The organism is Microcystis sp. M_QC_C_20170808_M3Col (assembly GCF_007095505.1).
Taxonomy (GTDB): Bacteria; Cyanobacteriota; Cyanobacteriia; order Cyanobacteriales; family Microcystaceae; genus Microcystis.
The window spans coordinates 1-14652 of sequence record NZ_SFBY01000049.1 but is presented as its reverse complement, the minus strand read 5'-3'; the positions used below and the strand labels follow the sequence as shown (position 1 = coordinate 14652).

Below are 14652 nucleotides of genomic sequence, written 5' to 3'. Positions count from 1 at the left end.
GTTACCGCTTCTCAATCGTCGGGAGATAGAAACTATGTTTAGTTTAGATGAATTAAAACAAACTCAGTATTTTCAAGATGTGCGCGAGGAAGCGCGTCAGGAAGGTCGTGAGCAAGGCAGACTAAACAAAGCACTAGAGGCGGTCCCTCGTTTGTTAGCCTTAGGGTTAAGTGTTGAGCAAGTCGCATCCGCCTTAGAATTAGAGGTTGAACAGGTTAGAGCTATACAAAACGGGACATAATCGCCTTTGTCCCTAGCCAAAAAGGAAGGCGTTTAAGCCTTCCTTACACTATAGTTGGGGTTGGCTGAATAAATATAAAAACCTTGTTGGATAAGGCTTTTGGACTTTTTTCCCCTCAAAAAGTGCCTTAGCTAGGAGTGATTGGGGGGAAAATTCAGGTACTTTTTGCCTGAAAATTAGGTAATTGACCCCCTCAAAATCGCTAAAACCCCACACCCCACACCCCACACCCTACCCCCACGAAAAACTTTTTGCCGCAAACCCTATTTAGGAAAGGAGATTACCGCGACTACCGTTAGGAAGAATAGTTTCTTCGAGGGAAGCAGAAAGAAGATTATTTTCGGTTAAAATCGCCCCAATTAAGTTAGCTTGTTTGAGATTAGCTCGTTTAAGATTGCTTCCCACTAAATAACTCAAGAGTAATCCCGCTTGGTGTAGATTAGCACCAGAAAGGTTAGCGGAGGCTAAATTAGCACCGAGCAGATTACAACCGGTTAAGTTAGCCTGGCGAAAATTGGCTTTATTAGCGTCAGTTTTGCTTAAATCGGCTCCGGTTAAGTTAGCTCCCTCAAAATCGCTACAATTGAGGTTAGCTCCCGTCAGATTAGCACCTTCGAGGTTAGCATAACGTAAATCCGCCCCCCGTAAATCCGCCCCGCGCAAATCGGCATAGCTGAGGTCGGCGTATTGAAGATGGCAGTTTTCCAGATTAGCTTGATAGAGATAGGCTCGAATTAGGTTAGCCTCTTTTAAGTTAGCATGGCTAAGATTAGCAGAGCTAAGAATAGCACGAGTGAGAATAGCCCGTTTTAGGTTAGCTTTCCCCGCCATGGCATGGGTTAAAGTGGCTGAGGTGAGATTAGCCGCTTCGAGATTCGCTTTGAACAGTTGAGCAAAAAGTAAGCTACTGTGAATTAAACAGGCAGAACTTAAATCAGCCTTTTTGAGAATGGTATTACTCAAAATTGCGCCGCTTAGTTGACTTTGGCGCAAATTTGCCCCAGAAAGGTCGGCTTTAGTCAGGTTAGCATCGATAAGACAAGCTTTGCTTAAATTGACTTCTTCGAGGGCAGCGTCCTTGAAATTAGCGTTAATTAAACAAGCTTCGGCTAAATTGGCTCGTTTTAAGTAACTATGACTTAGGTTAATCTGGTTTAAACACTGTCTCTTTAAATTGACTCCGCTAAGTCTGACTTCCGCAAAGTTGCGTTCTCCTCGATTATACAGTTCGATTAGATGTTCACGATTGGTTAAGGCATTGCTACTCATAAAATAACTAAATTGTTCTGGAAGCTGATTTCCAGAGAATTGGTTGGGGAAAATTACTGATCATGAAGTCGATCTCTAGGATTAGTACAGGGAGCGACTGGGAATTTTTGCGAATAAATAGAAATTTTCAACCAATTACGGGCTTAAAATCCCTATTGGCAATCACTAAAACCGGTAAAGAACGAAAAGAATCGGGGTTCAATACCAAAAACAGTCTCTACCTAAACCCGCCACTTGTTGCCAGCCAGGTCTAGGCATTAAATTAGAGAAGTCTTGTGCGTCAGTTTTTCTGACTGAATCTACTGCCTCGCCGATGTCTTGACTCGGTATCATACAGTTGAATTTGTTAGGTCTGCTTAGTCAGTCCGGTAGCCAAGAGGCTAAAACTCTTAATCACCAGATTTCGGGGACTCTCCAGTTGAGCAAGCATAAAACTTTGTAAAAGTCAATCCCTCTTAGGGATGAACTGCCCAATTCTATTCCCTGAAGCCTTGGTTTATCGAGTCTATCAGGTTGTGGTCTGTTTTGGCAAGAGGGGTCAATGGTTTTTTAATCAATTCGCCAAAAGGCTTGATTTTCCGTAGGGGATAATTGTATAGACCGGTCATCTAAATATTGTCTGAGACTAGGGGAAGGATTGAGGAGATAAATATCGGTAAATTGATTTTTTAAGGATGGGATGGAAACTTTAGGGTTCGACTGAACAAATAAATACTTTGTCTTAGCATCAGTAGTATGGATAAGGGGCAAGGTATCTAACCAATGTTCTGAAATAATTAGAGGTTTTTGACTGCGATTAATCATTGTATAAGCGTTGGGAATATTACTACCATAGCCCACATATCTAGTTGCCGGCGGTGGATAGGGAATTTTGGCAATTAATCCGAAAACTAGCAATAATATTAAGAGAATTTTTGCCCAGCCTTGGTGCTGCTGTAATCCGTTGCTTAGTAAAAAGGTAACTGCCAGCAGCATACCGAGAAAACTTGGTAAGTAAAATCTGCCCACAGCCGTGTAGCGAAATCCTCTGATTAGATCCCACGCTAAAAGAGAGAAAAATGGGATAATTGTCAGGAGAATAATCAGGGTAAAAACTTTTTTATCGGCTTTTTTGCCCAGATAAATAAAGGAGATGATGACGAGGATAATTAGGCAGTATTCAATAATAGGGTTGATGGTGGGATTGGCTAAACTAAAATTATAAAATAAACGAGCGATCATTCTTACCCATCTTTGCCAAAGTACCTCTAGGGGTAAACTGCCTTTTGACCATCCAAAGATAGTAAATCGACCAGTAAAAATCCGGGTTAACCAAATTGAATAAATCCACAGAGAAGCAAGTAAGCTGATGCTATAGTATTTTTTGGTTAAAGAGTTAAAAGAATTCAGCTGCAACAGAAAATATAGGCTATGGACTACTAGAACAAAGATAAAGAAAACATGGGTATATAAACCAGCGATTAGGGATAAACTATAGAAAAACCAATCTTTTTTTGGTTGCGAGGAATCAATAGCTTTAAGAAATAACCAGCTAGAAAGTATCGAACAGAAAACATATAGTCCGTATTCCCAAATTCCTAGAGCATAACCAGTAAAACGCGGGGAAAAGAAGATAAGTGTAGTGGCGATTAAAGCGGCGTTTTTATTTTTAAATAAAGTCAAAGCCAAATGGTAAAAACTCCCTAAAATGCCAAGCCAAATAATTACCGAAAATCCTCTTAAGACTAGATAAGAATTGCCCGATAACCTTGCTAAAAACCAGAGGAAACTATAATAGAGAGGTAGATCGTAATTCGAGCTAGTATAAAGAGAGGCTAAGGTATCAGGAAAACCTTTCACGGAATTAACCCCTTGAAATTGCCAGAGTTGTTCTGTAGATTTAATTTGTCCATCGAACAGATAGTTAATTAACTGTTCGGGTGTGTAACCAGAAAGATGGAGTAAGACGAAAGATTCATCGTGCCAAACATAACTATAGTAGGCGAGATGGACAAAATAGAAAATATTGAAAATAATCAATAAACCTAAAGGAAATCTAACCCCGGATTGACGAGTAAGCATAATTATCTCGATCCTGTTAAAAATCACTGATTACTGTTGACTAACTCCTGCTTAATCACTCTAGAATTTTGATGGGTAAGGGGTAAAGTAAACCAAAACTGTGAGCCAACCCGCGGGGTACTTTTTACCCCAATTCTCCCAGAGTGAGCCTCGATTATTTGCCGACATTGGTAGGAACCTAAACCGATTCCCGTTAGGTGTTGATTATGAAGATTTCTTACATATAAATGGAAAAGATGTTGACATTGTTCCTCATCCATGCCAATGCCATTATCGCTTAAAGTGCAGTAGAGCATATCTTGGTCAATACGAGCATCTAAAGCTAATTGAATCGGTGGAGGATTATGTTTTAAGGCATTATTTAATAATTGTTCAAAAACACTTCTTAGCTGACAAGGATCAGCATCAATAGCGGGTAAGTCATCGGGGAGAAGATTAATAAAAGTAGCTTGGTATAAATCAAAATCTTTCTGCCAATCTTTGAGCCAAATTTCCACCTGTTCTTTTAAAGATAGAGGTTGACGATGTAAGATTAAAGGCCGTTCTTCAGCAAAATGATTTTCTGATAAAGCATTAATTAAAGTTAATTGTCGATCGCAACTACGCACCACCTGATCGAGCATTGCTCGCGAGATAGTTACTTTTTCTGTTTGCCGACACTGTAAATTTTTTAATAACATCACTAATCCCATAATCGAAGTGCGAAGATCGTGGGATACTGCCTGTAAAAAAACCGTTTTCATTTCGTATAAACGCTGAATTTCCCGGACTTTTTCCCGCAGTTCCAAGGTTCTTGCTGCCACTTCCCGTTCTAAATTATTATTCAAGCTTTGCACCCTCTGATATAGTTGCGCTTGGCCGATAGCAATACAAACTTGGGTGGCTAACTGTTCTAATAATTTGACCTCGCTTTTTTGCCAATGACGAGGATGGGAATATTGATGGACAACTAAAGCACCTAAATGTTGATTATTAACCGTTAGAGGTAAAACTAAAGAGGATTTAACTTGCAGGTATTCGTAATAACCCTTGAGAGTCGGCAGAGTTTGCACCTTAGCGGTATTATCAGCAATAATTAACTTATCTAAAGAAAATAATTGTCCCAATTCTTCGAGTAATTCTGGTTCAGGAAACCAACCCATCAGCGAGGGAATCTCGGGACGACGGGACTCAGCGATTACCTTGGACCAACCCCGCTCTTGACAGTGACCGATATAGACTTGATCGACATCGAGAAAATGTCTGATTTCCTCAACAATGGTATTTAAAACCTGATCTATATCTAAAGATTGATGGACTTTTAAAGCAACTTGTGTTAGTAAATGTTCTCGTTCTAAAGTTTCATTTAAAGCTCGATCGATCTGTTGTCTTTCGCTAATCGCCGCCGATAAAAACAGAGAAGTTGACATGACAATAACTAAAAAGATTTGTAAGATCAAGACACCTCTGGTATAATCGGGAGCCTGTAGGATAAAAGGGCTGATTCCCTTGGCCAATCCCATCAAAGCTAAAATAGATACTATAAAATTGGCTATTACCGCTCCCCAAGTCTGAAAACGCATGGCAGCCCAAACCACAAAAGGAAAAGGCAGATATTCGAGGTACTGCACCATACTCCAATCGGGGTTAAGAAAATCCTGTTGATCACCAAAAACCACGGAAGTCACCACCGTTAGCAAACTCAGACAAAGTAAGGCCTCGCCAAGGCGTTGGGGTTGCCTTGGTTCCCGCAGGGAGTGACGATGGAAGGAAAAACGCAACAGCAGCGGCGTGGTCATTAATATACCCGTACTATCTCCGAGCCAGATAATGCCCCAAGACTGTCCAAATTGCCGCCAATCCCAAGTATTTAGCCAACTACGGGCAAAAGTATCGATAGTGGCATTGACTGCCGAGGCTAATAAAGCCGCTAAAAATACCAGTAAAAGGATATCGCGAATGCGCTGCAAAGTGGCGGAAAATCTCAGATAATGCAAGAATTGCGCCCCTAACAGAGCCGATAAACTGCTACCGAGTGCCGAAAATAGAGCTATGGGCCAACTGGCCGCTAAAAAGAAGGTAAGAAGCAAATCCCCGATAAAAACGCCTAAAACTAGCCTTTTTCCCCCTAAAAAAACCGCAGTTAAGCCAATACCAGCACTCATCCAAATCGGAGCAGGTCGCGAGCCTAAATTTAAGCAGAGATAGCCTAGCCAACCAACACCCAGATAAACTAGGGCAACAAGCACAATTTTAGACCGATCTGATGAAATCCGTAGCATTTTCAGTTATCAGTTATCAGTTATCAGTTATCAGTCATCAGTTATCAGTTATCAGATTTGAGTTCTAAGTGAGCAGTATGTATTAAGCTGGCAGTATTAAATAGTAGTTTCTCACTGTCTTTTCACTGATTACTGTTTACTGGTCACTGGTCACTGGTCACTGGTCACTGGTCACTGGTCACTGTTAATCTATCTCCAGATTGCCTAAACTAGGAGTAGTTCTGCCTCATGCAGATGGGTGAAAACCGTACATTTTCCCGTTAGGAATCAAAGATCATGCGGATTTTAATTGTTGAAGACGATCCTTTAATGCAGTTAGGTTTAGAACAAGCGCTCGGTGAACAGCCGGATTTTGAGATTGTTGGTCAAGCTAGTGATGGTCTAGCGGGGGTACAATTAGCCCTATCCCTACGGCCGGATTTAGTGGTCATGGACATCGGTTTACCCCGTCTCGATGGCATTGCGGCAACTAAACAGATTAAGGAGGGTTTAGCTAATGTTCATGTGGTCATGCTCACTTCCCACACTCTCCCACAGGAAGTGATCGCAGCTCTGGCTAGTGGTGCTGATGCCTATTGTATCAAGGGAGCGAGTCTCGATCGCCTTTTGGCCGCTATTGAAGCAGCTAAGGACGGAGCCACCTATTTAGACCCCCAAATTGCCCGTTTAGTCATGGATAATCTCAAACCGCCGGCAGTGCAACCTAATCCCAATCTAGCACTTTTATCGGAGCGAGAAATGGAGGTTTTAAAGTTAATTGTTGAGGGCAAAAGTAACGCTGAAATCGCCGAACAACTTTATTTAAGTACCAATACGATTAAAACCCATGTGCGGGGCATTATGAATAAATTGGCCGTGGACGACCGAGTACAAGCGGCGGTAATTGCCCTGCGATCGGGTATTGTTTAAGGGGAAAATGGCGATTTACTAACAAGAATATTCTACCTCAATTGCTACTGCTACAATTGCTCAAAAAATCCCTTCAATCATTTATAATAAGTTCTCGACCTATCTCTGTTGGAAAACCATGACTATCGCTCAAAGCTTACCCCTAGTCGAGTCTCATGTAAACCCTGAGATAATCTTCCCACAAGGCCAATTTTGGAGTGATGAACCACCCTTGGAAAGTAACCTACATCTACAACAAATTATTTTACTAATTCAGTGTTTAGAATGGTGGTGGCGCGAGCGAGAAGATTATTTTGCCGCCGGCAATTTAACCATTTATTACAGTCCCAACCAGAAAAAGTCAGAATTCTTCCGTGGTCCTGATTTTTTCGTCGTTTTGGGGACAAATTCCAACCCCAACCGCAGAAGTTGGGTAGTTTGGCGAGAAGAGGGCAAATATCCCAATTTAATTATCGAAATTCTCTCCGATAGTACCGCCAAAGTTGACCGAGAGGAGAAAAAACAAATTTATCAAGATATATTTCGCACTCCCGATTATTTTTGGTTTGACCCAGAAAGCCTAGAATTTCAAGGATTTACCCTAATTAGCGGTCAATATCAACCGATTACCCCCAATGCCCAGGGATGGCTCTGGAGTCAACAATTAGGCTTATATTTGGGTTTATCTGCCAATAAATTGCGCTATTTTACCCCCGAAGGTGAATTAGTACCCACTCCCGCAGAAGCGGCACAACAGGCAGAAAATCGGGCTGTAGAGGCAGAAAATCGGGTTTTAGAGGCAGAAAACCAAGTCCAGCAAGAAAAGCAAAAAGCGGCGAAATTAGCGGCTAAACTGCGGGAATTGGGCATAGATACCGAGGAAAATCTCTAATCTTCTTTTGTTATTCAATAACGCTATTTTCGGTGAGCGGTGAGCGGATTTAGTAGCATCTTAGAGGCTTAATAGTTGACTAATCGCAGAAAGCTCCGCGCAAGCGTAAGTTTTCCCGCAATTCCTCGGTCATACCCACATTATCGGCAAACTTTGCCCCCTTCACTTTTGCTCCGCTAAAATTCGCTTGAGTGATGTTGACTTCAACCAAATTAGCTCCTTCTAAATTGGAGCCGATTAAATTAGCTAAAGCCAAACTAGAACGGTAAAAATCAGCATAACTTAAATCGGCATTAGCTAATAAGGCTCCGCTTAAATCCGCTCCTTTGAAACTAGCATGACTGCCATTAATTTCGCTTAAATCAGCATCGGTTAAATTGGCCCCGCGCAGATTAGCTTGATAGAGATTGGCCATACCTAAAGATATACCACTTAATTCCGCTGCTAGGAGATTTGCCCCAGTAAAATCCCTTAGGGGATCGAGTTCAGCTAATTGGGCCAGTTCGAGAAAATCATCACTAACAGAAGCATAAATTCCCTCGATTTGTGCTGGCAATTTCTCTAAATTTTCTGATGCTGCTGGTTTCGGTTCAACTAGAACAGTATCTAATTCTACTTGCGATGACCCCAAAGAAATACGACTCAAAAAAGCATCAAATTGATTTTCCATCAGGAAAAATGCTAACTTTCGCTCTAAAATACTATGTTTATTGGGGCTTATATCGTGTTTCCATAATCCCGATGTTTCCGTGATACAGATATCAGAATCTGTCACCGAAAATTGCACCGTGAGATGATAAGGTTCTTCCTCCACACTCACGGTTCCTAGGTTAATCCTTTTGATCGCTCCTGTAAATATTGACTGAGGACTTTTGAACGATAACCGCCATTGATGATTATTAATACGATTTATGTATAACTCTTGACTAGAAAGAGGATTTGGTGTTAGGTGACAATTAACTAAAACAAAATCTAATTTTCCTCCTTTCAGTCCCCATTTCATTTCCCCGCCGAGGAGAGATTGAATTTGAGCTTGTAGGTGTAAAGTTAAATATAAATCAAATTTTTGCGAGTCGGTGGCTACTGGTTCTAGGGTTAAAGATACACTATCGGGATAGCGATCAAAGGCAGCTAAAAGACGCATAATCTAAAAGAGAAAAGCCAAAATAAACAGTAAAAAAGTGGTGTTTCTCTGGCCCTAAAGCTGAGAATTCACCCCTATTTAAAACAATAGCCGATTTTCTCGATCCTCGATGAACATTTCTTCGGCGATCGCTGAACGATTGCCCCTGAAAATCAAGGTTAAATTAGTTGACTTTCTCTTTTTTGCCGATATTGTCGTCCGCATTAAAAAACATCGGCAAAAAGCGTTCCATAAACATTTGTGGATCACGATTCCAGGCTTTTTGAGCCGCTTCTACCCGGAATAATTGCCATTTCGGGTCGAGAAGGCTTTGGGGTAAACGTTCCATCAGATATTGAGGACGTTCCCAAAGCGGCATAGTGGCGGCGATTTCCATTAAATGACCGACGCGGCGCAATTCTGCCCCCAGGGTGATATCCATACCCGATTCATAGGCGGCCTGTTCGATCGCTGAGTATTTGGCCTTGGCTTTTTCGACTTTTTGCCGATGTTCGGGGCTTTTTTGGGCAATTTTGGCTAACCAACGATTGCCCCAACGCACATGACCGGCTTCTTCAGGAAAGATTTTGGCGATCGTTTCCTGAATTTTCAGATTTTCTGGGGTTTGTTCCCCTGCTTTGAGGGCATAGATATGGGCGGCAAAGTATTCGCATCCCCGTTTTTCCGTGACGTTAATTGCCGCTAGGGCCGCAATCAGTAGGTCTTCCCTTTGTTCTTCGCCTTGGAATTGATCTTGATCGAGAAGACGTTCAAATTCATCGATATAGGACAACCCCGGCGGTTTCCCCACATCGGCCCCCAATTCGATCAATAAATCGGTTAACCAGTAGGCATGGCGCGCCTCATCGGCGACGTGGTGGGAAAGCTCCTGTATCAGTTCTTTCGGTTGTCCGTCTAAGGTTTCGATCAGTTCGGTCAGGTCTTTACAGCTACGTTGTTCGTTGTAGCGGTAGCGGTTGAGGGTGACAAGATGAATTTCGCAATCGCTAATGACACGCTTCATGATGTCGCGAGCGCTCATCGTCTTCTTGAATTTGCGAGGGTAAGCAACGGTCATGAGTTTGTATCGTTTTGTAAACGGCTTCCCGTATTCTAACGGAGTTTTTTCCCAATCTGGCAAGGGAGCGGCAAGTGGCAAGCTTTTTTCAGTGATCAGTAAACAGTAATCAGTGACCAGTGAAAGATAAGCTGCCCGCGCATTTAAATTGCTTGTTGAGATGAGACACTCTTTACTGTTGGCTCTTGCAAGAGTAAAGAGATTGGGGGGAGATTCGGCTAATCTAAGAATAAGCGGTTAAAATGCGTCTTAGCTTATCGAGGAAAACTAGAATTGTCTATGAACACATTTACTCCCCATCAAATTGTTAGTTTATTCTGCAAAAATCGAACTTTATACGGAGAAGTAATTCAGGTGATCGAAAGTCGTTCGGCTCTTTGGGTGCGTCCTCTTTGGTTAATTGTAGCCGATAATTTTGAGACAATTGATGTGCGGGAAGGTTCCGATTTAATCCTGCCGATGGACTTATTTAAACCCGCCTTAGACACGGAAGTTTTACCCCTATTATCCCAAGTCATTAAAGATAATTATATCACTAATATTTCCTATCCTCTCCAGGACTTTGTGCGGAAAGTGTGTCAAAATTATCCTGAATATTTTTAGAAAAATTTATGATTGATGAAGGTTACGTTAAATATAATTGTACTTGGATTCCTGACCGTCCCTTAGCAAGCTCAGAGATTGCCGAATTAAATTATTGGCGCAATCGCCTCTATCGACTGGGATTAATCGGTCAATACGATAACGGAATCGGTTTTGGGAATGTGAGTCAACGAGGGAAAATAGACAAAGAAATTATTATTTCTGGCACTAACACTGGGGGAATCCCAGTATTAAATGAATCCCATTACACCACAGTTATAGACTACGATTGGAGAGAAAATCGGGTCACTTGTCGGGGAACAATTGCCGCTTCTTCGGAAACTCTCACCCATGGAGCAATTTATGAAGCGAATCCCCAGATTAATGGGGTGATTCATATTCATCATCGCCCCCTGTGGCAAAATTTGATGTATCGCGTGCCGACTACTCAAGAAAATATTGCCTATGGAACCCCAGAAATGGCCGCAGAAATTATCCGTTTATGTCAAGAAGATCGTCTAGAGGAGCAACAAATTTTAGTGATGAGTGGTCATGAAGAAGGAATTATCGCCTTTGGTCAAGATTTAGCAAAAGCGGGCAATTTATTATTATCCTATTACCAGCAATTTCAATCATCTTGAAAGTGACCTCCTCTCCAACTCACCACCAGGGAGAAAAAAGGGGTTTTTATTGAGGCGTTTTCATGTTAACTTGTTCTGTAGATTTTCGTCTTTGAGGAATTCTATCGTGATCGACATCTTCCATCATCTATCTGTCTCGATCGACTTTTCGCCTCTTACCAATGTCTTGATGACTATTTCGGATCAAGACGTGGATATCATCGGGAATGTCCAGAAATCCTTCTCAAATTTCGTCAAAACTGGGCAAGCATGGGCCTTATTAATCGGTTTGATTGTCGGTTATCTGTTTCGAGGTTTTACTTCTTATTAGCTTTTCGCCTATCAGCCTTCAGCCAGAGTGAGCAATTCTTGCTATTCTTATGCTTGTAGAGTTGGAGATTTTTCTAACCTGAAGCGGTAATGCTATCAGCACCGGATTATCCCTAAAAACTGCCCAGCATATTTTGGTTGACTTTATCGGAAATTTGGGTTGAAAACCCCGTTCTTTTAGCACGGCCTTGTGCTAAGGTGTTTGTAGGGGGTTCCGACCGTGAGAACGTGAGCAAACAGGTTAAACGTCCTACTCCGTGATCTCAAAATTTCTAACAGTCAATGGTGTTCAATTAAGTCCAAACTGTAAGAACGCAAAACAATTAAATACTGTGGGACAGACAGAAATTTATGCTTGGGGAGTAGTCTTTAAGAGTGCTTGCCTTATTATAGGTGTAGTCGGACTAGACATGAAACTGTAAGACCAAAATTAGCCTTGCTAGTAGAGGCAGGATTCAGATCAAGAATCTCCGCACTTTTAGGGTGGAGATTTTCAACCACAATCATCTAACGAAAAAAGTGACAGCAAAGAAAACTTGGAGCGATCGCTTTGAAGGTAGTCTCCATCCTACGATCGTAGAATTTAACGCCAGTATTGGCTTTGATATCGAATTAATCGAGTATGATCTCACCGGATCGATCGCTCACGCTAAAATGCTCGCCTATACGGGTATTATCACCCCCGCAGAAGCTGATCGTCTCGTCTCTGGATTGGAACAAATTCGTCAAGAATACCGCACCGGCAACTTTAACCCCGGCATCGATCAAGAGGACGTGCATTTTGCCGTGGAACGTCGTTTAACCGAGATCGTGGGAGATGTGGGCAAAAAACTGCACACGGCCCGTTCGCGAAACGATCAGGTAGGAACGGATATTCGTCTGTATCTTAGACAACAAATCGATGATATTAGGCAAGAAATTCGCAATTTTCAGCAAGCTTTAGTCAATCACGCCGAAAACCATCTGGAAACCCTGATCCCCGGTTATACCCACCTGCAGCGCGCTCAACCGATTAGTTTAGCCCATCATCTCCTCGCTTATTTTCAAATGGCCGAACGGGATCACCAAAGATTAGGAGAAATTCGCGCCAGGACTAATATTTCGCCCCTAGGATGTGGCGCTTTAGCGGGGACGACTTTTCCGATCGATCGTCATTACAGCGCCAATTTACTCGATTTTGAGCAGGTGTACAACAATAGTCTCGATGGAGTTAGCGATCGAGATTTTGCCATTGAATTCATGACGGCCGCTAGTCTGATTATGGTACACCTGAGCCGTTTGAGCGAAGAAATAATTCTCTGGTCTTCCCAAGAATTTAGTTTTATCACTCTCACCGATAGTTGTGCCACGGGATCTAGCATTATGCCCCAGAAAAAAAATCCCGATGTTCCCGAATTGGTGCGCGGCAAAACAGGGCGGGTTTTTGGACATTTACAAGCGTTATTGACCTTAATGAAGGGTTTACCCCTGGCCTATAACAAAGACTTGCAGGAGGACAAGGAGGCGTTATTTGATGGCGTTAAAACCGTGCGGATTTGTTTGCAAGCGATGACGGTACTTTTAGCCACCGGGATTCAATTTAAAACTGACCGATTAGCTAACGCGGTGGCGGAAGATTTTTCTAATGCAACGGATGTGGCGGATTATTTAGCCAGTAAGGGGATTCCCTTCCGAGAAGCTTATAATTTAGTCGGGAAAGTCGTTAAAAGCAGTTTGGCAGCCGGTAAGTTATTGAAAGATTTAACCCTGACCGAATGGCAAGAATTACATCCAGCTTTTGAGGCCGATATCTACGACGCGATCGCTCCTCGTCAGGTGGTAGCAGCCCGTAATAGCTATGGTGGCACAGGTTTTGAACAAGTGCGATCGGCTTTAATTCAAGCTAAAGCCATTCTCCATCATGATTGATATTGTTAGGGGATAGGTGTTAGGCAATAGGCAAAAATATGATGAATTTGTCTTCTGACTCCCCATCCCCCATCCCCCATCCCCCATCCCCCATCCCCCATGATTCGTCTTTGGCATTTTATTAAAAGTGTGATGGGAATTATCTTTCGTCATCCTGTAACTGGGGTGACAATAATTCCCCGGCTTGCTGATGGTACAATTGTTTTAATCCGACGCAGAGACACTGGCAAATGGGCCCTACCGGGGGGAATGATCGATTGGGGGGAAGATATTCTTAATACTGCTCAAAGGGAATTAAAAGAGGAAACAGGATTAAATTTAGTTAGTTTAGGGCGTTTAGTGGGGGTTTATTCCTCTTTTGAGCGTGATCCGCGCATTCACTCCATTTCAGTGCTAATTGAAGTGACAGCCGCAGGGAATTTTCAGATCAAAGATACATTAGAAGTGAGCGAGGTGAGAGCTTTTAGCGTCGAAACTTTACCTCTAGGCAATCTCAGTCACGATAATGGTCGCCAACTAGAAGATTATCTCAGGGGTGCCACTGTAGTGGCTTGATTTTGTCCTATTTGTCAACAGTTCCCTTAAACGTGACTCCATGCTAGAAATTGTAGCTGGGATTTTGCTGAACAGGTGGTCATTAAAATTAGCCCCGATATTTTATACTAAATCCGGTTATTCAAAAACTGATTATTTATTCCCCCTTTTGATGAAAACTACTACATTAGAAATGAAAGCGGTGATCAAACCAAGTCAGTGTTCTGCTATTGATGAAGCTATTCGTCAGGAAACTCTATGAACTAAGAATCCCTCGCTTTTAACGGGAGAGTCAATAAGGTAGTGGAGCGGAGAAAAACCTTTTCTTTGAGTATTAATATAAGATAAATTTATATTGTTGTGATAATCCATAAGCATCTGAGGGGGTAAGGCAATCACTAAAATCCTCATTCTCTCGTTGACCCCCTCGGATGCCCTTGTACTTCTGGGGTTCGGGACTTGACAATCTGACTTATTGAGAATAATTTTTATTTTTTGGAGATAATTTAACCCTCCCTCGGAAAATGGGGTGTAGAATACTGTCAGGGCAATACTTTCAGTAGTCAAGCCTTGCTTCCAATTCGTGAAGCGTCTGGCACTAAATTCGGTTATTAAAGACTGATTATCTATGGCCCCTTTTGTCTATTGCCTGTACTGATATGTAGCCTATAATTAACGGATTTAGTATTGTAAAGTTTCAATACAAATATAGTCATATATAGCCAGTCATGGTAATATGTGAACACGAAACTATCAGACTAGGCAAAAAAAACAAGAATAAGTTATCGAACGGCTTGGAGGTGGTGGAAACAAGGGAATTTAACAGGCTATCAATTGCCTTCCGGTACAATTATCACAACGGATG

Annotated in this window: 14 protein-coding genes and 1 pseudogene; 9 read left to right on the top strand and 6 right to left on the bottom strand. The window is 42.1% G+C overall.

The genetic code is table 11. The features are described from left to right. Positions 1 to 241, top strand: a pseudogene (locus tag EWV84_RS02775) (Rpn family recombination-promoting nuclease/putative transposase); the annotation flags it as partial. A 48-nt stretch (positions 242 to 289) separates the two neighbouring features. Here the strand turns inward: EWV84_RS02775 and EWV84_RS02770 are convergent. The 4 genes from EWV84_RS02770 to EWV84_RS02755 all read right to left on the bottom strand — a co-directional run bounded on the left by EWV84_RS02770 (position 290) and on the right by EWV84_RS02755 (position 5832). Continuing rightward, positions 290 to 469 (bottom strand): hypothetical protein, encoded by a 180-nt coding sequence (locus tag EWV84_RS02770; protein WP_287076289.1) that lies wholly within the window; start codon positions 467 to 469, stop codon positions 290 to 292. 39 nt (positions 470 to 508) lie between these two features. After that, complete coding sequence (locus EWV84_RS02765) at positions 509 to 1510, bottom strand: pentapeptide repeat-containing protein (RefSeq protein ID WP_287076287.1); 1002 nt, start codon at positions 1508 to 1510, stop codon at positions 509 to 511. Between the two features lie 549 nt (positions 1511 to 2059). Beyond that, positions 2060 to 3571 (bottom strand): glycosyltransferase family 39 protein, encoded by a 1512-nt coding sequence (locus EWV84_RS02760; protein ID WP_287076285.1) that lies wholly within the window; start codon positions 3569 to 3571, stop codon positions 2060 to 2062. A gap of 23 nt (positions 3572 to 3594) precedes the next feature. Then, positions 3595 to 5832, bottom strand: a complete 2238-nt coding sequence (locus EWV84_RS02755; protein WP_287076283.1) for a sensor histidine kinase — start codon at positions 5830 to 5832, stop codon at positions 3595 to 3597. 276 nt (positions 5833 to 6108) lie between these two features. Between EWV84_RS02755 and EWV84_RS02750 the strand changes: the two genes are divergently transcribed. Together EWV84_RS02750 and EWV84_RS02745 are read left to right on the top strand one after the other, a co-directional pair. Beyond that, on the top strand, positions 6109 to 6741 hold the full coding sequence (locus tag EWV84_RS02750; protein WP_286825324.1) for a response regulator: 633 nt from the start codon (positions 6109 to 6111) through the stop codon (positions 6739 to 6741). Positions 6742 to 6859: 118 nt separating this feature from the next. Next, complete coding sequence (locus EWV84_RS02745; RefSeq protein WP_287076282.1) at positions 6860 to 7612, top strand: Uma2 family endonuclease; 753 nt, start codon at positions 6860 to 6862, stop codon at positions 7610 to 7612. Between the two features lie 79 nt (positions 7613 to 7691). Here EWV84_RS02745 and EWV84_RS02740 read toward each other — a convergent pair whose 3' ends face one another. Then, complete coding sequence (locus EWV84_RS02740) at positions 7692 to 8756, bottom strand: pentapeptide repeat-containing protein (RefSeq protein ID WP_286825329.1); 1065 nt, start codon at positions 8754 to 8756, stop codon at positions 7692 to 7694. Positions 8757 to 8919: 163 nt separating this feature from the next. After that, positions 8920 to 9813, bottom strand: coding sequence for a ferritin-like domain-containing protein (locus EWV84_RS02735; RefSeq protein ID WP_287076279.1), 894 nt, complete (start codon positions 9811 to 9813; stop codon positions 8920 to 8922). Positions 9814 to 10092: 279 nt separating this feature from the next. Between EWV84_RS02735 and EWV84_RS02730 the strand changes: the two genes are divergently transcribed. The 6 genes from EWV84_RS02730 to EWV84_RS02705 all read left to right on the top strand — a co-directional run bounded on the left by EWV84_RS02730 (position 10093) and on the right by EWV84_RS02705 (position 14049). Beyond that, on the top strand, positions 10093 to 10416 hold the full coding sequence (locus tag EWV84_RS02730; protein ID WP_287076277.1) for a hypothetical protein: 324 nt from the start codon (positions 10093 to 10095) through the stop codon (positions 10414 to 10416). Between the two features lie 8 nt (positions 10417 to 10424). Then, a complete protein-coding gene (locus EWV84_RS02725) occupies positions 10425 to 11036 on the top strand; it encodes a class II aldolase/adducin family protein (protein ID WP_287076275.1) in 612 nt (203 codons plus the stop codon). A 106-nt stretch (positions 11037 to 11142) separates the two neighbouring features. Beyond that, complete coding sequence (locus EWV84_RS02720; RefSeq protein WP_286825319.1) at positions 11143 to 11346, top strand: hypothetical protein; 204 nt, start codon at positions 11143 to 11145, stop codon at positions 11344 to 11346. Positions 11347 to 11864: 518 nt separating this feature from the next. Continuing rightward, on the top strand, positions 11865 to 13253 hold the full coding sequence (argH, locus tag EWV84_RS02715; protein WP_287076273.1) for an argininosuccinate lyase: 1389 nt from the start codon (positions 11865 to 11867) through the stop codon (positions 13251 to 13253). Between the two features lie 99 nt (positions 13254 to 13352). Then, a complete protein-coding gene (locus EWV84_RS02710) occupies positions 13353 to 13808 on the top strand; it encodes an NUDIX hydrolase (protein ID WP_287076270.1) in 456 nt (151 codons plus the stop codon). A 40-nt stretch (positions 13809 to 13848) separates the two neighbouring features. Then, entirely contained in the window at positions 13849 to 14049 is a 201-nt protein-coding gene (locus tag EWV84_RS02705; RefSeq protein ID WP_287076268.1) for a hypothetical protein, read from the top strand. Positions 14050 to 14652: the final 603 nt, after the last annotated feature.